The organism is Hymenobacter sp. 102 (assembly GCF_049949205.1).
Taxonomy (GTDB): domain Bacteria; phylum Bacteroidota; class Bacteroidia; order Cytophagales; family Hymenobacteraceae; genus Hymenobacter.
This window is the reverse complement of the sequence record NZ_CP188172.1, coordinates 1253144-1271982: the sequence shown is the minus strand read 5'-3', so window position 1 is coordinate 1271982 and position 18839 is coordinate 1253144. Positions and strand designations below refer to the sequence as shown.

General features: G+C 59.5%; 17 protein-coding genes. 9 read left to right on the top strand and 8 right to left on the bottom strand.

Features of this window, described 5'->3' with window-relative positions; genetic code table 11:
- Positions 1 to 52: 52 nt before the first annotated feature.
- The 6 genes from ACN19L_RS05555 (at position 53) to ACN19L_RS05530 (ending at position 7578) form a co-directional block, all read left to right on the top strand.
- Entirely contained in the window at positions 53 to 1330 is a 1278-nt protein-coding gene (locus ACN19L_RS05555) for a PDZ domain-containing protein (protein WP_426492534.1), read from the top strand.
- Positions 1331 to 1462: 132 nt separating this feature from the next.
- Positions 1463 to 2623 carry a hypothetical protein gene (locus tag ACN19L_RS05550; protein ID WP_426492533.1) on the top strand — a complete coding sequence of 387 codons (1161 nt, stop codon included), beginning with the start codon at positions 1463 to 1465 and terminating at the stop codon, positions 2621 to 2623.
- Between the two features lie 129 nt (positions 2624 to 2752).
- A complete protein-coding gene (locus tag ACN19L_RS05545) occupies positions 2753 to 3676 on the top strand; it encodes an alpha/beta hydrolase (RefSeq protein ID WP_426492532.1) in 924 nt (307 codons plus the stop codon).
- A gap of 209 nt (positions 3677 to 3885) precedes the next feature.
- Positions 3886 to 4374: a phasin family protein gene (locus ACN19L_RS05540; RefSeq protein WP_426492531.1), complete on the top strand. Its 489-nt coding sequence runs from the start codon at positions 3886 to 3888 to the stop codon at positions 4372 to 4374.
- 190 nt (positions 4375 to 4564) lie between these two features.
- Positions 4565 to 6253 (top strand): ABC1 kinase family protein, encoded by a 1689-nt coding sequence (locus tag ACN19L_RS05535; protein ID WP_426492530.1) that lies wholly within the window; start codon positions 4565 to 4567, stop codon positions 6251 to 6253.
- A gap of 218 nt (positions 6254 to 6471) precedes the next feature.
- The gene (locus ACN19L_RS05530) at positions 6472 to 7578 is read left to right on the top strand and encodes a hypothetical protein (RefSeq protein WP_426492529.1); all 1107 of its coding nucleotides are present in this window, start codon (positions 6472 to 6474) and stop codon (positions 7576 to 7578) included.
- On the opposite strand, the gene ACN19L_RS05525 is transcribed toward ACN19L_RS05530, so the two are convergent.
- The 3 genes from ACN19L_RS05525 to hppD all read right to left on the bottom strand — a co-directional run bounded on the left by ACN19L_RS05525 (position 7571) and on the right by hppD (position 11302).
- Positions 7571 to 7987, bottom strand: a complete 417-nt coding sequence (locus ACN19L_RS05525) for a hypothetical protein (protein WP_426492528.1) — start codon at positions 7985 to 7987, stop codon at positions 7571 to 7573. The two genes, ACN19L_RS05530 and ACN19L_RS05525, sit on opposite strands and share 8 nt — an antisense overlap.
- Before the next feature lie 207 nt (positions 7988 to 8194).
- A complete protein-coding gene (locus ACN19L_RS05520) occupies positions 8195 to 9931 on the bottom strand; it encodes a phospho-sugar mutase (RefSeq protein WP_426492527.1) in 1737 nt (578 codons plus the stop codon).
- 237 nt (positions 9932 to 10168) lie between these two features.
- On the bottom strand, positions 10169 to 11302 hold the full coding sequence (gene hppD, locus ACN19L_RS05515; RefSeq protein WP_226269489.1) for a 4-hydroxyphenylpyruvate dioxygenase: 1134 nt from the start codon (positions 11300 to 11302) through the stop codon (positions 10169 to 10171).
- A gap of 201 nt (positions 11303 to 11503) precedes the next feature.
- Between hppD and ACN19L_RS05510 the strand changes: the two genes are divergently transcribed.
- The 3 genes from ACN19L_RS05510 (at position 11504) to ACN19L_RS05500 (ending at position 13273) form a co-directional block, all read left to right on the top strand.
- Entirely contained in the window at positions 11504 to 11890 is a 387-nt protein-coding gene (locus ACN19L_RS05510; RefSeq protein ID WP_125430793.1) for a hypothetical protein, read from the top strand.
- A gap of 117 nt (positions 11891 to 12007) precedes the next feature.
- The gene (locus tag ACN19L_RS05505) at positions 12008 to 12355 is read left to right on the top strand and encodes a DUF952 domain-containing protein (protein ID WP_426492526.1); all 348 of its coding nucleotides are present in this window, start codon (positions 12008 to 12010) and stop codon (positions 12353 to 12355) included.
- A gap of 126 nt (positions 12356 to 12481) precedes the next feature.
- A complete protein-coding gene (locus ACN19L_RS05500) occupies positions 12482 to 13273 on the top strand; it encodes a hypothetical protein (RefSeq protein ID WP_426492525.1) in 792 nt (263 codons plus the stop codon).
- A gap of 57 nt (positions 13274 to 13330) precedes the next feature.
- Here the strand turns inward: ACN19L_RS05500 and ACN19L_RS05495 are convergent, their stop codons facing one another.
- The 5 genes from ACN19L_RS05495 to ACN19L_RS05475 all read right to left on the bottom strand — a co-directional run bounded on the left by ACN19L_RS05495 (position 13331) and on the right by ACN19L_RS05475 (position 18798).
- On the bottom strand, positions 13331 to 13855 hold the full coding sequence (locus tag ACN19L_RS05495; protein WP_426492524.1) for a DUF2911 domain-containing protein: 525 nt from the start codon (positions 13853 to 13855) through the stop codon (positions 13331 to 13333).
- 101 nt (positions 13856 to 13956) lie between these two features.
- Positions 13957 to 15885: an ABC-F family ATP-binding cassette domain-containing protein gene (locus tag ACN19L_RS05490; protein WP_426492523.1), complete on the bottom strand. Its 1929-nt coding sequence runs from the start codon at positions 15883 to 15885 to the stop codon at positions 13957 to 13959.
- 198 nt (positions 15886 to 16083) lie between these two features.
- Positions 16084 to 17622, bottom strand: a complete 1539-nt coding sequence (locus ACN19L_RS05485; protein ID WP_426492522.1) for a hypothetical protein — start codon at positions 17620 to 17622, stop codon at positions 16084 to 16086.
- Between the two features lie 97 nt (positions 17623 to 17719).
- The gene (locus tag ACN19L_RS05480; protein WP_426492521.1) at positions 17720 to 17953 is read right to left on the bottom strand and encodes a hypothetical protein; all 234 of its coding nucleotides are present in this window, start codon (positions 17951 to 17953) and stop codon (positions 17720 to 17722) included.
- 164 nt (positions 17954 to 18117) lie between these two features.
- The gene (locus ACN19L_RS05475; RefSeq protein WP_426492520.1) at positions 18118 to 18798 is read right to left on the bottom strand and encodes a type 1 glutamine amidotransferase domain-containing protein; all 681 of its coding nucleotides are present in this window, start codon (positions 18796 to 18798) and stop codon (positions 18118 to 18120) included.
- Positions 18799 to 18839 lie beyond the last annotated feature (41 nt).

Here is an 18839-nt window from a genome sequence, read left to right as displayed (position 1 = left end):
GGGAGCAACGCTTTTTTAGTAAATTACCAGAGAACTTCTACTCTGCGTTAAAATGCTGACTGTGCGGGCAATGCGGCTGTACATGGGCCGGGTCTGGGTGGCCTGGAGCGTGTTGTGTGTGCTGACTATGGGCAGTGGCAGAGTGGAGGCCCAGCCGGGCCCGTTCCGGTTTGTCAAGCCCACCGTCCGGCACGTGCGGATGCCGTTTTTGCTGCAGCGCAACCTGATTGTGATGGAGGTGTGGCTGAATTCCCGGGGGCCGTATAATTTTCTGCTGGATACCGGCATCGGCACTTCGCTCATCACCGACCCCAACGTGGGGCAGGAACTGAACCTGTCTTTACATGGCCGGTTTCTGGTGGCCGGGGCCGGGGAAGAGCGCCCGTTGGAGGCGTTCCAGACCCGGGGCGTGAGTGTGCGCTTCGGGAAAGAAATTGAAGCCCCCGAGTTGTCGTTCCTGATCTTGTCGGAGGATGTGCTGGACCTGTCCGGCTACGTGGGCATGCCTGTCCATGGCCTGCTGGGCTCCGATGTGTTCCGCAGCTTCGCGGTAGAAATTGACCCCGAGCAGCAGCTGCTTACCTTCCATCAACCGGAGCGGTACAAAGCCCCTGCCGGCAAACGCTGGGCCCGCCTGCCGCTGGATATGGAGGGCCGCAAATCCTACCTGACGCTGCCAGTACAGGTCAGCAGCTCCCTCACCCTGCCCCTGAAGCTGGTGCTGGATACCGGTGCCGGGCACGCCCTGTCCCTGGAAACTACTTCGGATGCGCGGTTGGTGCTGCCGGAAAACCGCCTGCGCACGTCGCTGGGCCGGGGCCTGAGCGGCAACATTAACGGGTACCTGGGGCGGGTACCGGCACTGCAGCTGGGCCGCTACCGGTTGCCGGCGTTGCTCACCTCGTTCCCGGACGCGGCCGATGTAGCCCAGCGGACGGACGCCCCGCGCAACGGCAACCTGGGTTTCGAGCTGCTGAAACGGTTCCGGGTGGTTATTGACTATACCCATAATCGGCTGCTGCTACGCCCCAATGCCCTGTTCAAAGAGCCCTTTGAGCACGATATGTGTGGCTTTGATATGCTGGCACTGGGGCCCACCTACCGCCGCTTCAAAGTAATGCGCATTGAGCCCGGTGGGCCAGCCGCGCAGGCCGGCATGAAACCCGGCGACGAAATCGTGTCAATTAACCTGATGCCGGCCGAATTTTTCTCTCTACATCAGTTTAGCCGCCTGCTGCACTCCGCCGATGGCCGCCAACTCCTGTTCGTGGTTCGGCGCCCCGATGGGGAGCTGTACACCACCACCGTACGGCTGAGGCGACAGATATAGCCGCCCTTGCGGCCAGCGGCCGGGCCGGTTGCTGGCAAGTAGCCCGGTCGTAACCTGCACCTGCCCAAATTCAGTACATTGGAAGCGCATCCCACCCCGGCCGCTTCAGTCGCCGGTTCGTAAGCTTCCCTCATGGCCCACCCTTCTGCTGCCGTACCCCAGCCGCCGCCCGCCGTTCTGGCCAACCAGCATATCTATTCCGACTACTTTGATGAGCACTTTGTGGAAACCCTGGACCGCAACGTGCTGCAACTGCTCGACCGGGTGTGGTTTCGCTCCCAGCTAGTCGGGTTTGAGAAGTATCCCCAGCGCAACAACCCCGAGCGGCCCCTGATTTTTGCCTCCAACCACTCGGGTATGGCCTTCCCCTGGGATGCCATTGTGGCCCTTTCGCACCTGTGGCGCGTGCTGCCCAACCTGCGCGACCTGCCCCGGCCGCTGTCGGCCCCCATGCTCTCCCAGTCGGTGCTGATGAACCCGTTTCTGGTAAAGGACTTCTGGAAACGGGCCGGGTGCGTGGATGCCACGACGTTGAACTTCGAAACCATGATGTTCTACAACGACCACAACCTGATGCTGTACCCCGAGGGCGTGCCCGGCATTGGCAAAGGGTTCAACAACAAGTACCAGCTGCAGCGGCTGGCCACCAGCATTGTGCGCCTGGGCATCCAGCACCGCACCGATATCATTCCATTTTATACCATCAACGGGGAGTATCTGAACCCTTACACCTACAGCTGGGCCTGGGTAAACCGGCTGAGCAAGAAAATCGGTATTCCGTTTATCCCAATGGGGCCGGTTATCTTGCTGGTGCTGCTGCAGCCCTGGTTTTTCTACATGGCGTTTCCGGCCAAGCTCACGTTTGTGCTGGGCACCCGCATCAAGCCCTACGAGCTGACGGAAAAAACTAGCGACGAGCTGACGCGTGAAGAGTACGAAGCCTTGGCCAACGAAGTACGCAGCCGCATGCAGCAGGAGCTGGATGCCGCCGTGCAGCAGCACGGGCAGCACCCGTACCGCTGGCGGGAGCTGTGGCAGCGTATCAAAGCCAACTGGCGCTACTTCCCGTTTTTTCTGCCCTGGGCCTGGCCGGCCCTGTTTCAGGAGTTTGAGCGCCAGTACCTGCGCCACGGCCAGCGCGACTTCGACCTGGATTTGCGCAGCCCCGGCGCGTACTGGCGGATGCTGTGGCGCAACCCCTTCACCCTCACATTCTTTATTCCCGTACTAGGCTGGATTCCCATTGCCATTCGGGGCTACAAAGGCCACCGCCTGGGAAAAAATAAGAGCTGAATTATGAATGATGAGAGCTGAATGGTGGCAAGGAGCACCGCTACACTTTTACTACAATTCAGCATTCATAACTCATCATTCATCTCTCAGCATTCGTCTGCCCGCTCTGATTACTTCAAAATTCCCCCAATGCCCTCCACCCAACACCTGCTGCTAAAGCAGTTATTAACGGCAGCTACCGGCCCTTTGGCCCGGCGGCGGCCCCGCCTGACCGCCATGCGGCTGGCGTTTGAACTGCTATCCTTCGGGCAGCTGATGCCCTGGAACGTATTTCTGGAGGACGCCTCCGTGGAGGGTATGCCCGCCGAGTGGGTGCGTCCTGCCGGCGTTGATACCCGCCGGGTAATTTTATATCTGCACGGGGGCGGCTACGTGCTGGGCTCCCTCAACACGCATCGGGCGCTGGTGGGTACGCTGGCCCAGCGTTGCGGCGTCGTGGCTCTGGCCATCAACTACCGCAAAGCCCCCGAGTACCCCTTTCCGGCCGCGCTGGAAGACGCCCTGCTGGCCTACCGCTGGCTGTTGGCCCAGGGCTACAGGCCGGAGGACATCATGGTAGCCGGCGACTCCGCCGGGGGAGGGCTGGCGCTGTCGCTGCTGGTGGCCCTGCGGGACGGGGGCGAGGCCCTGCCCGCCGCCGCCATTGGCCTGTCGCCCTGGACTGATTTAATGCTTCCCTCGGGGCTGATGCGCCGGGTGTGTCAGGAGGAAAGCCAGGTGCTGGAAGCTTTGGAAATTCGCGGGTGGGGGCCGCTGTACGCCTCCACTACTGCTCTCACGCACCCGCTGGTGTCGCCAGTGCACGCTCGTTTGCATGGCCTGCCGCCGCTGCTCATCCAGATTTCCAACGCCGAGGTGCTGGGCGATGATGTGCAGCGGTTTGCCGAAAAAGCCCGCGCCGCCGGCACTCCCGTCACGCTGCAGGTATTCGACGGGCTGGTGCACTGGTGGCACCTGTTCTGGCGCTTTCTGCCCGAGGCTCGCCTCGCCCTCGACCAAGTGGCTGTATTCACTGCGGAGATTTGGGGACAAACAGCCGCCAAAGCAGCTTAGCGGCTATAGGCTGTCACTTTGATCCTGTTGCGAAACCAAAATTTGCTGGATGAGAACACAAAAAATTGCACTCATCTTCAACTATATAGCTGTGTTTTCGTAGGTTTGCTGAAAGTAGTCGGCTTGCATACTACTTTGCTGGTCAGGTGCCCGCCTGCTTGGCTGTTCATTCCATTCTCATCCCCCTTTACCTTTAACTCTTCAGCCGTATGGAAGATCTGTTTAAGAAGTTTATCAACGCCGGCGTTGGCTTCGCATCCCTGACCAGTGACCGGGTGCAGAAAAGCATCGATGCGCTGGTGAAAGAAAGCAAGCTGTCGGAGCAGGAAGGCGCCAAAATCATGGACGACCTGAAGAAAAATACCGACGCCAAGCGCAAGGAGCTGGAAAAGCAGGCTCAGGGCCTGGCTGCCCGGCTGTTGAAAACGGTTGGCGTGGCACCCAACGCCGAGGTGGAGGAACTCAAGCGCACCGTGAAAGGCGGAAAAGCTACTCCTGCATCGGCCCCCAAAAAAGCGGCAGCCCCTAAAGCGGCCAAGCCTGCCTCCAGCGCCACCAGCAAAGCCGCCGGTGCCGTGAAGAAAGCTGCGGATGCCACCAGCGCCGCTGCCAGCAAAACGCAAAAATCGGCCGCTGCCAAAGCCGGAGCCGCCAAAAAGGAAAGCACCGGCGCCGCTTCTTCGGAAAGCAACGCGTAGTTGTCCCGCTCAGCGCATAAAAAAGCTCCGTCAGCGGCTTAGCGGACGGAGCTTTTTTATGCGCTTAATTCGCAGATTGGGAAAGATTTCAGCGTGCCCGCGGCGGCTGCGCCGCAGTATCAAGCGGTAAACGCCCGGCCAGCAGCATCCTATCCATAAAATCCGCTCAGTCCGTTTAACTCCGTATTGCATGTTTAAAAACACCATTTCCAACCTCACGCGCATCCGGCAGGTAGCCGAGGTGCTGATTCGCTACGGGTTTGAGGATGTGGTGACGAGTACGGCTTTGCGGCGGCTGGTGCCCCAGAGCCGGCGCCGCTCCTGGCAGGAAGGTGAGCAGGCAGTGTTCGAAACCACCCGCTGGCAGCGCATCCGGATGATAATTGAGGAGCTGGGCCCCACCTTCATCAAGCTGGCCCAGGCCCTGAGCAACCGCGCCGATTTGCTGCCCGAAGCGCTGATTGACGAGTTCGAGAAGCTGCAGAGCAACGTACCGCCGTTTCCGGTGGCCCAGGCCCGCCGCATTATTGAGCAGGAGTTGGGGCGGCCGCTGGAGGAGGTGTTTTCGGAATTCGATGAGGTGCCGTTGGGCTCGGCCAGCATCGGGCAGGTGCACCGCGCCCGGCTGCTCACAGGCGAGCAGGTAGTGGTGAAAGTGCAGCGCCCCGACGTGCAGGAAAAGGTGCGCACCGACCTGAGTTTGCTGCATGAGCTGGTGCGCCTGACGGCCAACTTTCTACGCCGCCAGGGCCTGAGCAACCCCCAGGATATTGTGGATGCCTTTGAGCGGAGTATGATGAAGGAGCTGGACTACACCTCCGAAGCCCGCTCAATGGAGCAGTTCCGCAAGCTCTACGAGGACTACGACAGCTTCTATATACCCAAGCCCTACCGGAAGTTGAGCACCAACCGCATTCTGGTGATTGAGTTTGTGAGCGGCTGCAAAATCACCGATAAGCCGCAGCTATTGGCGTGGGGCTTGAGCCCCGAGAAGGTGGCCGAAACCGGCATGGACATCTACCTGACCCAGATTTTCGAGTTCGGGGCCTTCCACGCCGACCCGCACCCCGGCAACGTGCTGGTGCGCCCCGATGGTACGCTGGTACTCATTGATTTCGGAATGGTGGGCCGCCTCACACGGCAGCAGAAATACGCCTTTGCGGGCGTGTTTATCGGTATGGCCCGGCAGGACGCCCGCAGCATGGCCCTGAATTTCCGGCGGCTGGCCATCACGGCCGAAATTCCCGACATGCGCGCCTTCGAGGCCGACCTGAGCCAGCTGATTGAAGATTTTGCTTTGCTCGACGTGAAGGAAATGAGCATGTCGGACCTGGCCGATGCGCTGCAGGGCATCATTTACCGCTACAAGCTGCAGGTGCCCGGAGCCGTATTCCTGATTCTGCGGGCCCTGGTAATTCTGGAAGGCATTGGCAAGGTGCTGCACCCGCGCTTCAACACGTTTGAGTTTGTGCGGCCCTATGGTGCGCGCATCATCGGGGAGCAGTATTCCATGGAGAACATCCAGAGCGAGGCCCTGTACACCGGCACCCAGCTGCTGGCCCTGCTGCAAACCCTGCCCGGCGACATTCGGCAGATCATGCGCAAAATCTCCCGTGGGGATTTACGCGTGCGGGTGGAGCTGAGCGGTTACCAGCTGCTCCTGCGCAAAGCTGACCAGCTGGTGAGCCGCAGCATCCTAGCGGCTATTACAGTGGCCGTTATCCTATTTGCGGGGCTGAGCCTGCTGGGGAATTATTCCCCGGCCATGCCCTACTACAAGGGGCTGCCCGGCATTACGCTCTGGAGCCTGGCAGTAGCGGCGTTTCTGGTGCTGGTATTGCTGCTGCTGGATGGCCGCCGGGAGAAGCGGCGGGAGTAGTATGCCAGGAAGTTAGACCTGAGCCATGCTTGTAAGATGGAATTTTAAGGTCTAATTCAAAATTGAGTCAACAGATTTTGATTCAATATTTTATGTTAATTTACTGTTGGTTTGAGGTTGGATTTAAAAGTCTGATAATACCAAATTCAGGCTATCAACGGAAGCCGGGGTAGAGCAACTTGCCGGGGTTTACCAACAACCCGTAAGCCCCTTGCTCTATGGCCCGTTGCATACCCCCGTCTGGCCTGTGCCGCTTCCGTAATATGTCCCTGTTGGTGCCCGGTCTGCTGGTCAGTGCGGTGCTTTCAGTCCAGGCCCAGACCACTGACAGCCAGGATACTTATGAAACCCAGAAGCGCCTGAGCGTGGGCGTTACCAAGTACGCCGAGGCCCGCGCGGCCCTTACCGGCTTCATTCGGAAGCGGGCGGTGCGGGTGCAAAAGCAGGAAGAAACGCCCGAGCAGCTCACCGCCGAGTTCAGCCTGACCACTACCGATTTGCCCCGGCTGGACTCGCTCGTAACGGGCTTGGGCTACGTGCTGGAAAACAACCTGAACACGCACAACCTGACCTCGCGCCTGCAGGAGCTGAAAGCCGAGGAGCGAGTGGAAGCAGCCCGGCTGACCAATAGCCAAGCCCGGATGCAGGAAGCGAAGCTGACAACCGAGGAGCGGATAGCTCTGCAGAACGAAATAGTGCAGCAGGAAGCCCGGCTGCGGCAGTTGCAGCAGCGGCAACAGCTGCTCACCAGCCACGAGAACCAAGCCTACGTGTCGCTCCGGCTGTTCGATGAAATCAGCTTCCCCACGGGCAACCGGCGCGTGAGCTTTGTGAACATGCCGGGCGTGGAGTACGCCTATCTGCGGCTGGATAACCCCAAAGTGAGCCTCACCAGCCAGGGCTACCAGGGCTACCAGGGCTACGCCATCAAATACCTGTTCACGCGCGGCAAGAGCTACTTCAACCTGGGCGTGTACAAGCCTACCACTACGAACAAAACGGATTCGGCTTTCGTGAATGAGCTGTTCGTCATCAACTTCGGCCAGGATTTTTACCCGCGCAACTTCGGGCGGGGCCGGCGCCGCTACCTCAACCTGTACACCAGCTACCAGGTGGGCGGCTTCATCCTGAACCGCAACGATGATAAGAAGAACGATTTCATCCCCAACCTGAATTTGGGTCTGGGCGTGGAGCTGGTAAAAACCCGCCACATTCTGCTGGATATCAAAGGCAGCTACTGCGTGCCCCTCAACAGCCGCAGCCGCGACCTGCGCGGGCTACTGGGGCAGGCCTCGTTCAACTTTGTTTTTTTAAATTTTAATTGAAGTGCGATTCTGCTTCCTGTAGCACTTCTTGTCGTTTGTATCTGTCAAAGCTGACCACTTCTACTCCTAACATCGACCCTAAAAAGCATCCAATTTGGACGGCATGACTATATGAGCCAGTGCTTGTGACAATATCAGCCTGCTGGCTATTCGGCACCGACAATAGAATTGTGTATCGACTGGCTTGGTCATATTCTAAGCCGCCACCGTCGGTGGTAGAAACGTCGAAGTCAGAAAAATACCGGACCACTACACGTTGCGTAGGGGGCAGCATCTGCCACGGCCCAGAAGTAAAGCCAAGCAGCCGAATGCCCACCTGGTAGCGCCGACGATTCATGTCAACCGCCAAATTCTTAGCTCCGGTACCAGCAACCACCGCGAGCATAGAGCCAATTACGGCCAGCTCCATTATGCGTTGGTATAAGCAGAGGGCCGTTAGTAGGGAGAAAACAACAGCCAGAGTATAGTTTGGGGGCGTTAGGGTGAGCGTAGTAATGGCCCGGTTACGCTTCATCAACTTGCACTAATAAATTCAGAGCTATGCACAGAGTGTTAAAATTACAGAAGCCGCCGCAGAGATGCTGCGGCTTCTGTAAGATGCCCAGGTGTAGACTGGCTAGTTCAGCTGCATGTCATCAATGATGCGCTGGATTTTCTCACCGGCCAGCTTGTCGGCCAGGTCAAAGTCCACGGCGGATTTCAGGGGTTGCCGCACGCTGAAGTAGAACTTGATTTTGGGCTCGGTGCCGCTGGGGCGAGCCGAGATTTTGCTGCCGTCTTCCAGAATGAACTGGAGCACGTTGGAGCTTTCCAGGCCGGTTTCAGTTTCCAGGTTGGTGCGCAGGTCACGGATGCGGCCGGTTTTGTAGTCGCGCAGCTCCACCACGGGCAGGCCGGCAATGGTGCGGGGCGGGTTGGCCCGTAGCTCGGCCATCATTTCCTGAATTTCCTCGGCCCCGCGCTGGCCTTTTTTGGTGAGCGAAATCAGGTGTTCCTTATAAAAGCCGTAAGTGCAGTACATCTGCACCATTTCCTGGTACAGCGTACGGCCCTGGTCTTTGGCGGCGGCGGCCATTTCGGCCAGCAAAGCGCAGGCCGAAATAGCGTCCTTGTCGCGCACGAAGTCGCCAATCATGTAGCCGTAGCTTTCCTCGCCGCCCCCGATGTAGTTCTGCTGGCCTTCCAGGTCGCGGATGATGCCGGCAATGTACTTGAAGCCGGTCAGCGTCTGGTAGGCTTTCACGCCTTGGTGGCGGGCAATGTCGCCTAGCACGTCACTGGTGACGATGGTGTACACGATGAAGTCCTGATCGGTGGTTTTGCCGGCCTGGCTGCGGGCCGAGAGCAGGTAGTGCGTGAGCAGGGCAGCGGTTTGGTTGCCGTTTACCAGCACCCACTCGCCGTGGTTGTTTTTCACGGCAATGCCTACGCGGTCCGAGTCGGGGTCAGTGGCCAGCACCAAGTCGGCGTCGAGGGCTTTGGCCTGGTCGAGGGCCATCTGCATGGCTACTTTCTCCTCGGGATTGGGCGACTGTACCGTGGGGAAGTTGCCGTCGGGCGTGGCCTGGGCCTCCACGATGTGCACATTGGTAAAGCCTAGCTGCGCCAGCGCCCGGGGCACCATGGTAATGCCGGTGCCGTGCAGCGGGGTGTACACAATTTTCAGGTCGTGCTGGCGCTGAATGGCGGCGGGGTTGATACTTAGCGCCTTCACTTGAGCCAGGTAGGCGGCATCCAGCTCCTCGCCAATCAGGTGAATGCGTGAGTTGTCGGCCTCAAACCGCACGTCGGCCACCGACTGAATGGCCTCTACTTCCCGGATGATGTTCTTGTCGTGGGGGGCCACCACCTGGGCCCCGTCGTTCCAGTACACTTTGAAGCCGTTGTACTCCTTGGGGTTGTGCGACGCCGTCACCACGCAGCCGCTCTGGCAGCCCAGGTGGCGGATGGCAAACGACAGCTCGGGCGTGGGCCGCAGGGCTTCAAACAAGTACACCGTAATGCCGTTGGCCGAGAAAATAGCCGACACCAGCTCGGCAAACAGCCGGCTGTTGTTGCGCGAGTCGTGGGCCACGGCTACCTTAATTTCCTGACCCGGGAACGACTGCACCAGGTAGTTGCTCAGGCCCTGGGCCGCCATACCCAGGGTGTAGCGGTTCATCCGGTTGGAGCCCGCCCCCATGATGCCGCGCAGCCCACCCGTGCCAAATTCCAGATTCCGGTAAAACGCATCCGACAGGAAATCATCCTGATTAGCGGCCAGCAGCTCGCGGATTTCGGCTTGCGTTTGATGGTCGTAGCTGGGCGTGAGCCAGTTGTTGATTTTGGCGTGGATTTCGGGCGTGAGGGCCATACGAAAGTGCTTTTGGGGGGATAAAGAGGAGTTCAGAGAACGGGAGTAAAGAAAAGAGGTTTTCCCGTCATTGCGAGGACGCAGGACAAAGCAATCCGTCCTTTTCAGTGCCCGAAGCCCCGAAAAATGAAAAGCCCCTGACAGCCGTGCTGGCGTCAGGGGCTTTTCATTAGGTCAGAACTTCTGACTGCGTGAAAGAAGGATTGCTTCGTCCTGCATCCTCGCAATGACGGTGGGTTACAGGTTGCCGCGCAGGGCCTGCTCCCGCTCAATGGCTTCGAACAGAGCCTTGAAGTTGCCTTTGCCGAACGACTTGGCTCCTTTGCGCTGGATGATTTCGTAAAACACGGTGGGGCGGTCCTCCACGGGCTTGGTGAAGATTTGCAGCAGGTAGCCTTCCTCGTCCCGGTCCACCAGCAGGTTCAGGTCACGGATGCTGTCCAGGTCCTCGTCGATGTGGCCTACGCGGTCCAGCAGGTCCTCATAGTAGGTATTGGGCACCTGCAGGAACTCCACGCCGCGGCGGCGCAGCTCCGTTACGGTTGCCCGGATGTCGTGGGTGAGCAGGGCCATGTGCTGTACGCCGGCCCCGTGGTAGAAGTCGAGGTACTCCTCAATCTGGCTTTTTTTCTTGCCTTCGGCGGGCTCGTTGATGGGGAATTTTACGTAGCCGTTGCCGTTGCTGACTACTTTGCTCATTAGGGCCGAATACTCGGTGCTGATGTCGTCGTCGTCGAAGGTGATGAGCAGCTTGAAGCCCATTACGTCCTCGTAAAACTTCACCCACTGGTTCATTTCGCCCCAGCCTACGTTACCCACGCAGTGGTCCACGTACTGCAGGCCCACGGGGGCGCCCTGCGGAATGCCGCTGGTTTTAGCCACGAAGCCGGGCAGGAAAGGCCCGTTGTACTTGCTGCGCTCCACGAAAGTGTGGATGGTTTCGCCGTAGGTGTAAATGCCGGCCATAGTCACCTCGCCGTGCTCATCCGATACGGTGTAGGGCTCAAAGGCGGGCCTGGCACCGCGCTTGGTGGTTTCCTCGAAGGATTTGCGGGCGTCGTCCACCCACAGGGCCATTACCTTCACGCCGTCGCCGTGCTGGGCCACGTGGCGGGTGATGTCGGAGTCGGGCAGGAGGGAAGTGGTGAGCACCAGCCGGATTTTGTTCTGCTGCAGCACGTAGCTGGCCCGGTCGCGCTGGCCGGTTTCGGGGCCGGCATAGGCCACCAGCTCAAAGCCAAAGGCGGCCTGATAAAAGTAGGCCGACTGCTTGGCGTTGCCCACGTAAAACTCCAGATAATCAGTGCCGTTGAGGGGCAGAAAGTCGTGGGCGGGGTGGGCCTGCACGGCCGGTGAGGTCATGGTTTCCATAGAGAAACAGCTTGGGTGGCGGGTGGAAGTGTTGGTTGGGGTAAAAATACTGGTTTGGTCTAAATGATTCCCGTTGAAGGTCAACGATTCAGGAAAGGCAAGCCTAAACCCGCGCGGAAACGTATGTAGGCCGGGGCCGGAAGCGCGGGAAACTGCTGATTCCTCCCCACCTTTGCACCTTCACCTACTACCTTACCTAGTATGAATTCGGAAGAGCTGAACCGCGCCCTGGTGGCCCTCATCGAGAAGAAAGCCGAGCTGCACAAGCTCACCTATGACGATGCCCGCTACGACGACGTAGAGGAAGAGCTACACGACCTCGAGGACGATTTCAACGACGAATACGGCGCTTTTCTGGAAGCTGCCCTGGAAAAAGTACACAACGACCTGGGCTCCGACACCGACGTGCTGCTGCCCACGGCCTACCTGCCGGCCAACACCAGCGGTACGCCCACGCCCAAGGAAGGCGTCTGGATTGACTCCGAAAAGTACTCGGGCAAAGAGGCCCGCCTCACGCTGGTGCCCAACCCCACGCGCCTACTCATCACGGTAGGCAAAACGGTGCAGCAGGAAGTGTGGAAAGCCTAAATTTTTGAAAGCTGAGTGTTGAATTATGAATGATGAATTTTCAGCTTACATAAGCTGGTAGGCTGTCTGAACGGCTAATTCATCATTCATAACTCATCATTCAACACTCAACTCTCCATGCTCTACCGCATTGCACAGCCCGCCGACTGGCATCGGGCGCAGGAAACCGGCTTTTTTGAAAGCGCCGATTTAGCGGCCGAGGGCTTCATTCATGCTTCCGAGCCAGGGCAGGTGCTGGAAACGGCCCGACTGTACTACCGGGCCAGCCCTGGTGCAGTACTGCTGGAAGTGGATGAAGCCGCGCTCGAAGCGGCAGGCATTCGGGTGGAGCGGGAGTGGGCCGAGCGACGTCAGGCGTATTTCCCGCACGTATTCGGGCGCATTCCGCTGGCGGCGGTGCGGCGCTCCTGGCCGTTTCCGGTGGCCCACGATGGTGCAGCCCACCTGCCCGTTGAAATAAATTAGACAAAACTGGAACTATTCTTGCAACGGCGCTATCAGCGGCCGGACCACCTGCTGGTCCGGCCGTTTTTTGTTATCGTCTGATTCTTTTATTCAACGCCGATGCTTACTGCTACCCGTCTGTTTTCTATGCTATCAGCCGGAGGGCTGGCCCTGCTCTTATCCGCCTGCGGGGCCAGCACCTTCCTGGCCGTGGAGCCAGCTAATTCCAATGGTCCCTGGGTAAACGGGCACCCCACCAGCGTAGTTAGCCACCCCGATAGTGTGTATGTGCGCGCAGGCTTCCTGCGGGCCGACGACAACGAACTGGTATTTGAAGTGGCCTACCTGAACTACTCTGATAAGCCCATTCTCATTGCGCCCGAAACGTTCTACTACATGGCTGTGCCCGATACCCTGGCCGACAGCACCCGCGTGCCGGCCCAGTTCTTCGAAGCCCGCCGCCTGGCCGCCGACCCAGAAGTGCGGCTGGTTCAGCTACAGGCCAGATTGAAGGAGCAGGAGCGCAAAGCCACTAACGTGAGCTGGTTTGAAATCCTGACCACCGTGACCGACTTAGCCGAGGACGTGTCCAGCATCAAGAAAAAGGAAACCGACCAGCAAGTTGCGGAGCGCGAAGCCCGCCACCAGGATAACCAGGCCTTTTTCGATAACCTACGCCTCGACCACGCCGAACAGGCACAGCAGCTGTACTCGCAGACCACGGCGCTGGAAGCCGTAGTGCTACGCAAGAACACGCTGGCTCCCGGTCAGGGCCTGCGCGGGCAGGTGTTCTTTCCGCGCCTGGATGTGGCGCGGAAGCTACGCCTAGTAGTGTTCTTCGATGAGCGGCCGGTGCAGTTTACCTTCACCCAAGCATTGCGGAGCACCCGGCAATACCAGCCTGCTCCCGCCGCTGTAGCGCAAACAGAACCTCGTTGACACAGAAAAAGCCAGCGGAAGCATCCGCTGGCTTTTTCTGGAAGTAAAGTGCAAGTGCTATTTCAGCGCAACCAGCACTTCCTGGTTTTCCCAGCGCAGAATCAGGCCCTGGGGCGTTACCTCATACACCAGCCGCTCGGCCATGCTGGGGGCTTTGCGCGGGGTGGTCGTTACGCGTAGAGCATCCTGCTTTTCATCGTACTTGAAGGCGCCCCACTGCTTGGCCGTTTTGTTGAAGATTACCGTCCATTTTTTCTCCGTTGGGATGACAAACAGCGCGTAGGTACCGGCGGGCAGGGCTTTGCCTTCTACCATCAGGGGTTGGTCGGTGGTGAAGGTGGTGGCTTCGTTGGCCCCGGCCCGCCACACCTGGCCGTACGGAACCAGCCCGCCCCAAATGGCGCGGCCCTTCACGGCGGGGCTGCTGTAGGCTACTGTTACGGTGGCTTTGCCGATTTTGCCGGTGGCCGTAGCGGCCGGGCTGGGCTTTTCTTTGGGGGCATCCTGGGCCTGACTGTGGCCGGCCCAAAGAATACCAACCAGCAACAGCAGCAGCACGCGGAAAAGACGAAGATTTTTCATTGGTGTGGGAAGGAGAGTGGTGAAAAAAATACCCAGCCCCTTGGCAGAGGCTGGGTAAATTACAAAGTCGGCACCAATTGGTTTTAGTGGCCCACCAGCGGCTACACGAAGTCGGCCAGCTCCAGCCAGCGCAGGCCCTTGTCGTCGAGGGCAGTTTCGGTGCGTTTCAGCTCAGCGGCCCAGTCGGCCAGCTCCTGGTGGGAGCCGGTGCCGGAGTTGAGCTTCTCAATCAGCTCTTCTTTGCGAGCTTCCAGCTGCCCGATTTCCTTTTCCAGGGTTTCGTACTCTTTTTTCTCGGCGAAGGTGGCTTTGCGCTTGGGCGGGGCCGCCGCCACAGGGGCAGCTACCGGGGCCGGAGCCGGCGTGGCGGCTACGGCCTTGGCGGCGGCGCGGGCGGCTTTGGCTTCCTTCTCGGCCGCTTCCAGGGCGGCTTCGGTTTCCCGCTCGGCCAGGTACTCGCGGTAGTCGGTGTAGTTGCCGGGGAAGTTGAGCACCTGCCCGCCGGGCTCCAGCACAAACAGGTGCTCGGCCAGCTGGTCGAGGAAGTACCGGTCGTGGCTGACGATGAGCAGGCAGCCCAAGAAGTGCAGCAGGAAGTCCTCCAGGATATTCAGCGTACCGATGTCCAGGTCATTGGTCGGCTCGTCGAGAATCAGGAAGTTGGGGTTCTTGATAAGCACCCGCAGCAGCTGCAACCGGCGCTTCTCGCCCCCGCTCAGCTTGCTGACCAGCGTGTACTGCTGGGCCGGCGGAAACAGGAACAGGCTCAGAAACTGGCTGGCCGTAAGCACGTCGCCGTTGGCCAGCTCAACCACTTCGGCCACTTCCTTCACAATGTCAATTACGCGCTGCGAGGGGTCGAATTCCAGCTCCGTCTGGGTGTAGTAGCCGAACACGGTGGTCTGGCCCACGTCCACGGTGCCCGAGTCGGGCTGGAGTTTGCCGGTGAGCATGTTTAGTAGCGTGCTTTTGCCCGCGCCGTTGGGGCCCACCAGCCCGATGCGGTCCTTCTTTTTGAATACGTAGCTGAAGTCGTCCAGCACCACGTTGTCGCCGAAGCGCTTATTGAGGTGACTGGCTTCGATGATTTTGCCGCCCTGGCGGGTGGTTTTCACGCTCAGCTCCACCTGCTGCTTGCTCAGGTTGGTGCTGGCCTTTTCCTTGGTCACGTAGAAGGCGTCGATGCGGGCCTTTTGCTTGGTGCCGCGGGCCTGGGGCATGCGGCGCATCCACTCCAGCTCCTTCTTGAACAGCTGGCGGGCCTTCTCCACCTCGGTGGCTTCGCGCATCTCCCGGTCGGCCTTCTTCTCCACAAAGTAGGCGTAGTTGCCCTGGTAGCGGTACATCTGGCCCTTATCCAGCTCCACAATTTCGTTGGCCACCTTGTCCAGGAAGTACCGGTCGTGGGTTACCATGAGCAGCGTCAGGTTCGGCGACGACAGGCGGTTCTCCAGCCACTCAATGGTGGCCAGGTCCAGGTGGTTGGTGGGTTCGTCCAGCAGCAGCACGTCGGGCTCCTCAATGAGCACGCGGGCCAGGGCCACGCGCTTGCGCTGCCCGCCCGAGAGCATGCGGATGTTGCGGTTCAGCAGCTCGCCCAGAATACCCAGCCGGCCCAGAATCTGCTGCACCTGCGCCTCGTAGTCCCAGGCGCTGAGGGCGTCCATGCGCTCCATCACGCGCTGCAGGTCGTCGGGGTCGTGGTTGGGGTCGTTTACTACGTGCTCGTATTCCTTGATGGCTTTGAGCGTATCGTTCTGGCTGGCGAAGATGGTTTCCTCCACCGTCAGCGTTTCATCAAAGTCGGGGTTCTGGCCCAGGTACGTTACCCGGATGCCCTTGCGCACGCTCACCTCGCCGGTATCGGGCGGCTCAATGCCGGCCAGCACCTTCATCAGGGTAGTTTTACCGGTGCCATTGATGCCCACAAAGGCCACGCGCTGGCCCTGTTGCAAGCCAAAGTTCAGGTCCTTAAACAGCCAACGGTCGGCGTAATTTTTTCCGAGGTTCTCGGCAGATAGCAGATTCATGCCGCAAAGGTAGCCTTCCGGCAAATGAGATTAGCCACGTAAGTGCCGCTGCTTCGGCACCGGAGCGTATAAAGTTGGTTATTAGGGGGTAGCAGCCACCCATAATTACGGATAGCAGCCATCATTGTGCGGCTTTCCCTGCTAAAAACAAGACCGGAAGTTCGGGCAGGGAGAGTTGGCTGCTTTGGTTTACATTTCTTAACGACTTAGCTGGTATAGGCGGCATTGAAAACGACACCGGAGTAGTTGGGCGCGTTTGTCCGGGGTGAAACCTTCGAAGCCGTATGCTGGCAGGGTCAGGAAGTGTGGCGCCGTGTAAAGTAATCGTGCGCCTGCCGGTGGGGGGGCAACTGGCTGACAGACCGGACGGAGTAACGGGTACAAAAACGTGAAATTGATAAGCAGCAGCGAATCGGGGGCCGCTCTGCCTGGGCCAGTTGAAGAGAGCCAGGGCAGTGGTGGGGGAGTATAATCGAGGGCGTGCAGAACTCCTGCTTCATTGGTGTGGCGCTGTGGATGGGCGGGAGCAACCCGGTACGCTGCCAGCACATCGCGTGGATAGGCCAGGGCGCAGAAAATGCTCCCAAACCGTACCAGGGTCAGCAGCGCGAGGGCACTTCCAGCGGCGGCTACAACGCGCCTCCAACGCACGGGTAGGGCCTGTACGGCAGTAGCAGCCGTGAGCACCAGAAATGGAATAAAAAAATGGACGGTCCGGCCATAGAATACAAACTGGTGGCCCCAGTAAGCAAGGCTGGCGTGCAGGAGCCAGGCCCCCATTGGTACCAAGGCCACAACCCGCGCAATTGGCGGATAAGGCCGCTGGAATAGGGCAACCAAACCGCCTAACGCCAGCAGCAGCAGGCCAAGACCAATAATTCCTTCCACCTCCCACAAATACCGCAACGCAAAAGAGAAGCCTTCGGCAAAATCACCTTGATTGATAGTACCCGACAGGTTCTGCAAGGATCTGAGATAGGAAATGTGCCCGATTCGGGTCAGCGCCTCCAGGGGCAGTAGAATGAGTCCGCTGCCGAGCAGCCCTCTCCCCGCTGCTGCCATCCACTGCCTGGCTGGGCGAAACAGAAGCAAGGCTGTGGGCAGGAGGGGCGCGAAATAATACCCAGGATATACTGTAAAAGCCAGGGTGCCCAGGCCACCCGCTATAAACCCGGCCCAACCCGGCCGACGGTGGGTTATGGCAGGTGCTGATACCAGCACCAGGGCTGCCAAAGTGATGCCCAGAGCCATATCATAGGGTAGCAAATGCCGTAGATAAAGTTGGGTACTGGCCAGCGCCGAGTACACTACAAGTGCCGTATCGGCAGTGGCAACAGGCAGCCATCTTCGGGCCAGGTGCCAGAACAGAAGCATATTAAGCGCCAGCACCAGCCAGTTTTGCAACTGAACCAGCAGCAGAGATGCCGGCGACTCAGCCGGTAGCTGGGCCCAGTGCTGCCCTGCTACTTGCAGGGCAGCTACAGGTAGCCGCAGCAGCGCATCGGCCGGGCGGCCCTGTGTGTCTGCCAGGTGCAAGCAGGCCTGCCGTACTTGGCCATCCAACAGCGCCTCCACCGCTTTTACCGATTGCAGGTGCCGGTCCTCATCCGGAAAAGCCAGCGCCCCACCAGCGGTGAGGGCATTCAACCGTCCCAGCAGAATCAGGATGAGCGGCAAACCCGGCCAGATCCAGCGAGTATGGACCAGATACCGGGCAACGAGGGGGATAGATAACATGCTACGCTCGCGAGCTGCCCACCACTATCAGAAGCCGGATGGTAAGCGGTGGAGAAAGAAACCCGTAACGTCGGCTCCGGGCAACGGTCAGGAGTGTTTAAATCACCCGCACCCGGTCCCGGTTGGTGTCGTCGCGCAGAATTTCGAGGCCGCGGTAGGCCAGGGGGCGGCCGGTGTTGTGCGTGAGGTCGCCGCCATCGGCGTGCAGGTGAGCTACGTCGAGGATAAGCTGGGTATATTTTCGCTCGCCGAGCTCGATGGCAACCGGGCGGCCGTGGCTGGAGTTGAAGGTGGCCAGGGCCTGGTCAATTTCTTCCAGAATCTTACTCATAGGGCGTGTGCTAGAACGAGGTCAGGGGCCGGAAATATAGAAATATGTTTGGAGTTGGCTCCACTCGCCCGAGCTACACCCGGCGCAGCCCCAACGCATCAGCCCCAGCCACGCCGCGAACGGGTGCAGCCGGGGCTGGCGGAAAGTGGGCTAAATGCTACAGCTTACTTACGCAGCAGCTTCAGCAGCGCCTCGGCGGCCGGCTCCGAGGAAGCCGGGTTCTGACCCGTAATCAGGTTACCGGTTTGGGTGACGTAGGGGGCCCAGTCGGCGCCTTTCGAGTAGTCGCCGCCGTTCTGCTTCAGCATATTCTCCACCAGGAAGGGCACCACGTTGGTCAGCTGCACGGCCTCTTCCTCGGTGTTGGTGAAGCCCGTTACCGACTTATCCTTCACCAGCGGCTCGCCGTTGGCGGCTTTCACGTGGCGCAGCACGCCGGGGGCGTGGCACACGGCAGCCACGGGCTTGCCGGCGGCGTGGAAGGTTTCAATCAGCTCGATTGACTTTTTGTCCTCGGCCAAATCCCACAGCGGGCCGTGGCCACCAGGGTAAAACACGGCGTCGTAATCAGCGGCCGACACGGAGTCGAGGGTTACGGTATTGGCTAATGCCTGCTGGGCAGCAGGGTCGGCTTTGAAGCGCCTGGTGGCGTCGGTCTGGGCGCTGGGGTCGTCGCTCTTGGGGTCCAGGGGAGGCTGGCCGCCCTGGGGCGAGGCCAAGGTCAGCTCGGCACCAGCATCTTGGAACACGTAATAGGGTGCGGCAAATTCTTCCAGCCAGAAACCGGTTTTGTGGCCCGTATTGCCCAGTTGGTCGTGCGAGGTGAGCACCATCAGAATTTTCATCGGAAGGAAATTTAGAGGAGAAAAAAGAAAGCGGCCGTCTG

What these genes read in the sequence shown, in the direction of transcription:
- ACN19L_RS05555 (WP_426492534.1), top strand. Translation starts at nt 53, where the DNA reads ATGCTGACTGTGCGGGCAATGCGGCTGTACATGGGCCGGGTCTGGGTG.
- ACN19L_RS05550 (WP_426492533.1), top strand. Translation starts at nt 1,463, where the DNA reads ATGGCCCACCCTTCTGCTGCCGTACCCCAGCCGCCGCCCGCCGTTCTG.
- ACN19L_RS05545 (WP_426492532.1), top strand. Translation starts at nt 2,753, where the DNA reads ATGCCCTCCACCCAACACCTGCTGCTAAAGCAGTTATTAACGGCAGCT.
- ACN19L_RS05540 (WP_426492531.1), top strand. Translation starts at nt 3,886, where the DNA reads ATGGAAGATCTGTTTAAGAAGTTTATCAACGCCGGCGTTGGCTTCGCA.
- ACN19L_RS05535 (WP_426492530.1), top strand. Translation starts at nt 4,565, where the DNA reads ATGTTTAAAAACACCATTTCCAACCTCACGCGCATCCGGCAGGTAGCC.
- ACN19L_RS05530 (WP_426492529.1), top strand. Translation starts at nt 6,472, where the DNA reads ATGGCCCGTTGCATACCCCCGTCTGGCCTGTGCCGCTTCCGTAATATG.
- ACN19L_RS05525 (WP_426492528.1), bottom strand. Translation starts at nt 7,987, where the DNA reads ATGGAGCTGGCCGTAATTGGCTCTATGCTCGCGGTGGTTGCTGGTACC.
- ACN19L_RS05520 (WP_426492527.1), bottom strand. Translation starts at nt 9,931, where the DNA reads ATGGCCCTCACGCCCGAAATCCACGCCAAAATCAACAACTGGCTCACG.
- hppD (WP_226269489.1), bottom strand. Translation starts at nt 11,302, where the DNA reads ATGGAAACCATGACCTCACCGGCCGTGCAGGCCCACCCCGCCCACGAC.
- ACN19L_RS05510 (WP_125430793.1), top strand. Translation starts at nt 11,504, where the DNA reads ATGAATTCGGAAGAGCTGAACCGCGCCCTGGTGGCCCTCATCGAGAAG.
- ACN19L_RS05505 (WP_426492526.1), top strand. Translation starts at nt 12,008, where the DNA reads ATGCTCTACCGCATTGCACAGCCCGCCGACTGGCATCGGGCGCAGGAA.
- ACN19L_RS05500 (WP_426492525.1), top strand. Translation starts at nt 12,482, where the DNA reads ATGCTATCAGCCGGAGGGCTGGCCCTGCTCTTATCCGCCTGCGGGGCC.
- ACN19L_RS05495 (WP_426492524.1), bottom strand. Translation starts at nt 13,855, where the DNA reads ATGAAAAATCTTCGTCTTTTCCGCGTGCTGCTGCTGTTGCTGGTTGGT.
- ACN19L_RS05490 (WP_426492523.1), bottom strand. Translation starts at nt 15,885, where the DNA reads ATGAATCTGCTATCTGCCGAGAACCTCGGAAAAAATTACGCCGACCGT.
- ACN19L_RS05485 (WP_426492522.1), bottom strand. Translation starts at nt 17,622, where the DNA reads ATGTTATCTATCCCCCTCGTTGCCCGGTATCTGGTCCATACTCGCTGG.
- ACN19L_RS05480 (WP_426492521.1), bottom strand. Translation starts at nt 17,953, where the DNA reads ATGAGTAAGATTCTGGAAGAAATTGACCAGGCCCTGGCCACCTTCAAC.
- ACN19L_RS05475 (WP_426492520.1), bottom strand. Translation starts at nt 18,798, where the DNA reads ATGAAAATTCTGATGGTGCTCACCTCGCACGACCAACTGGGCAATACG.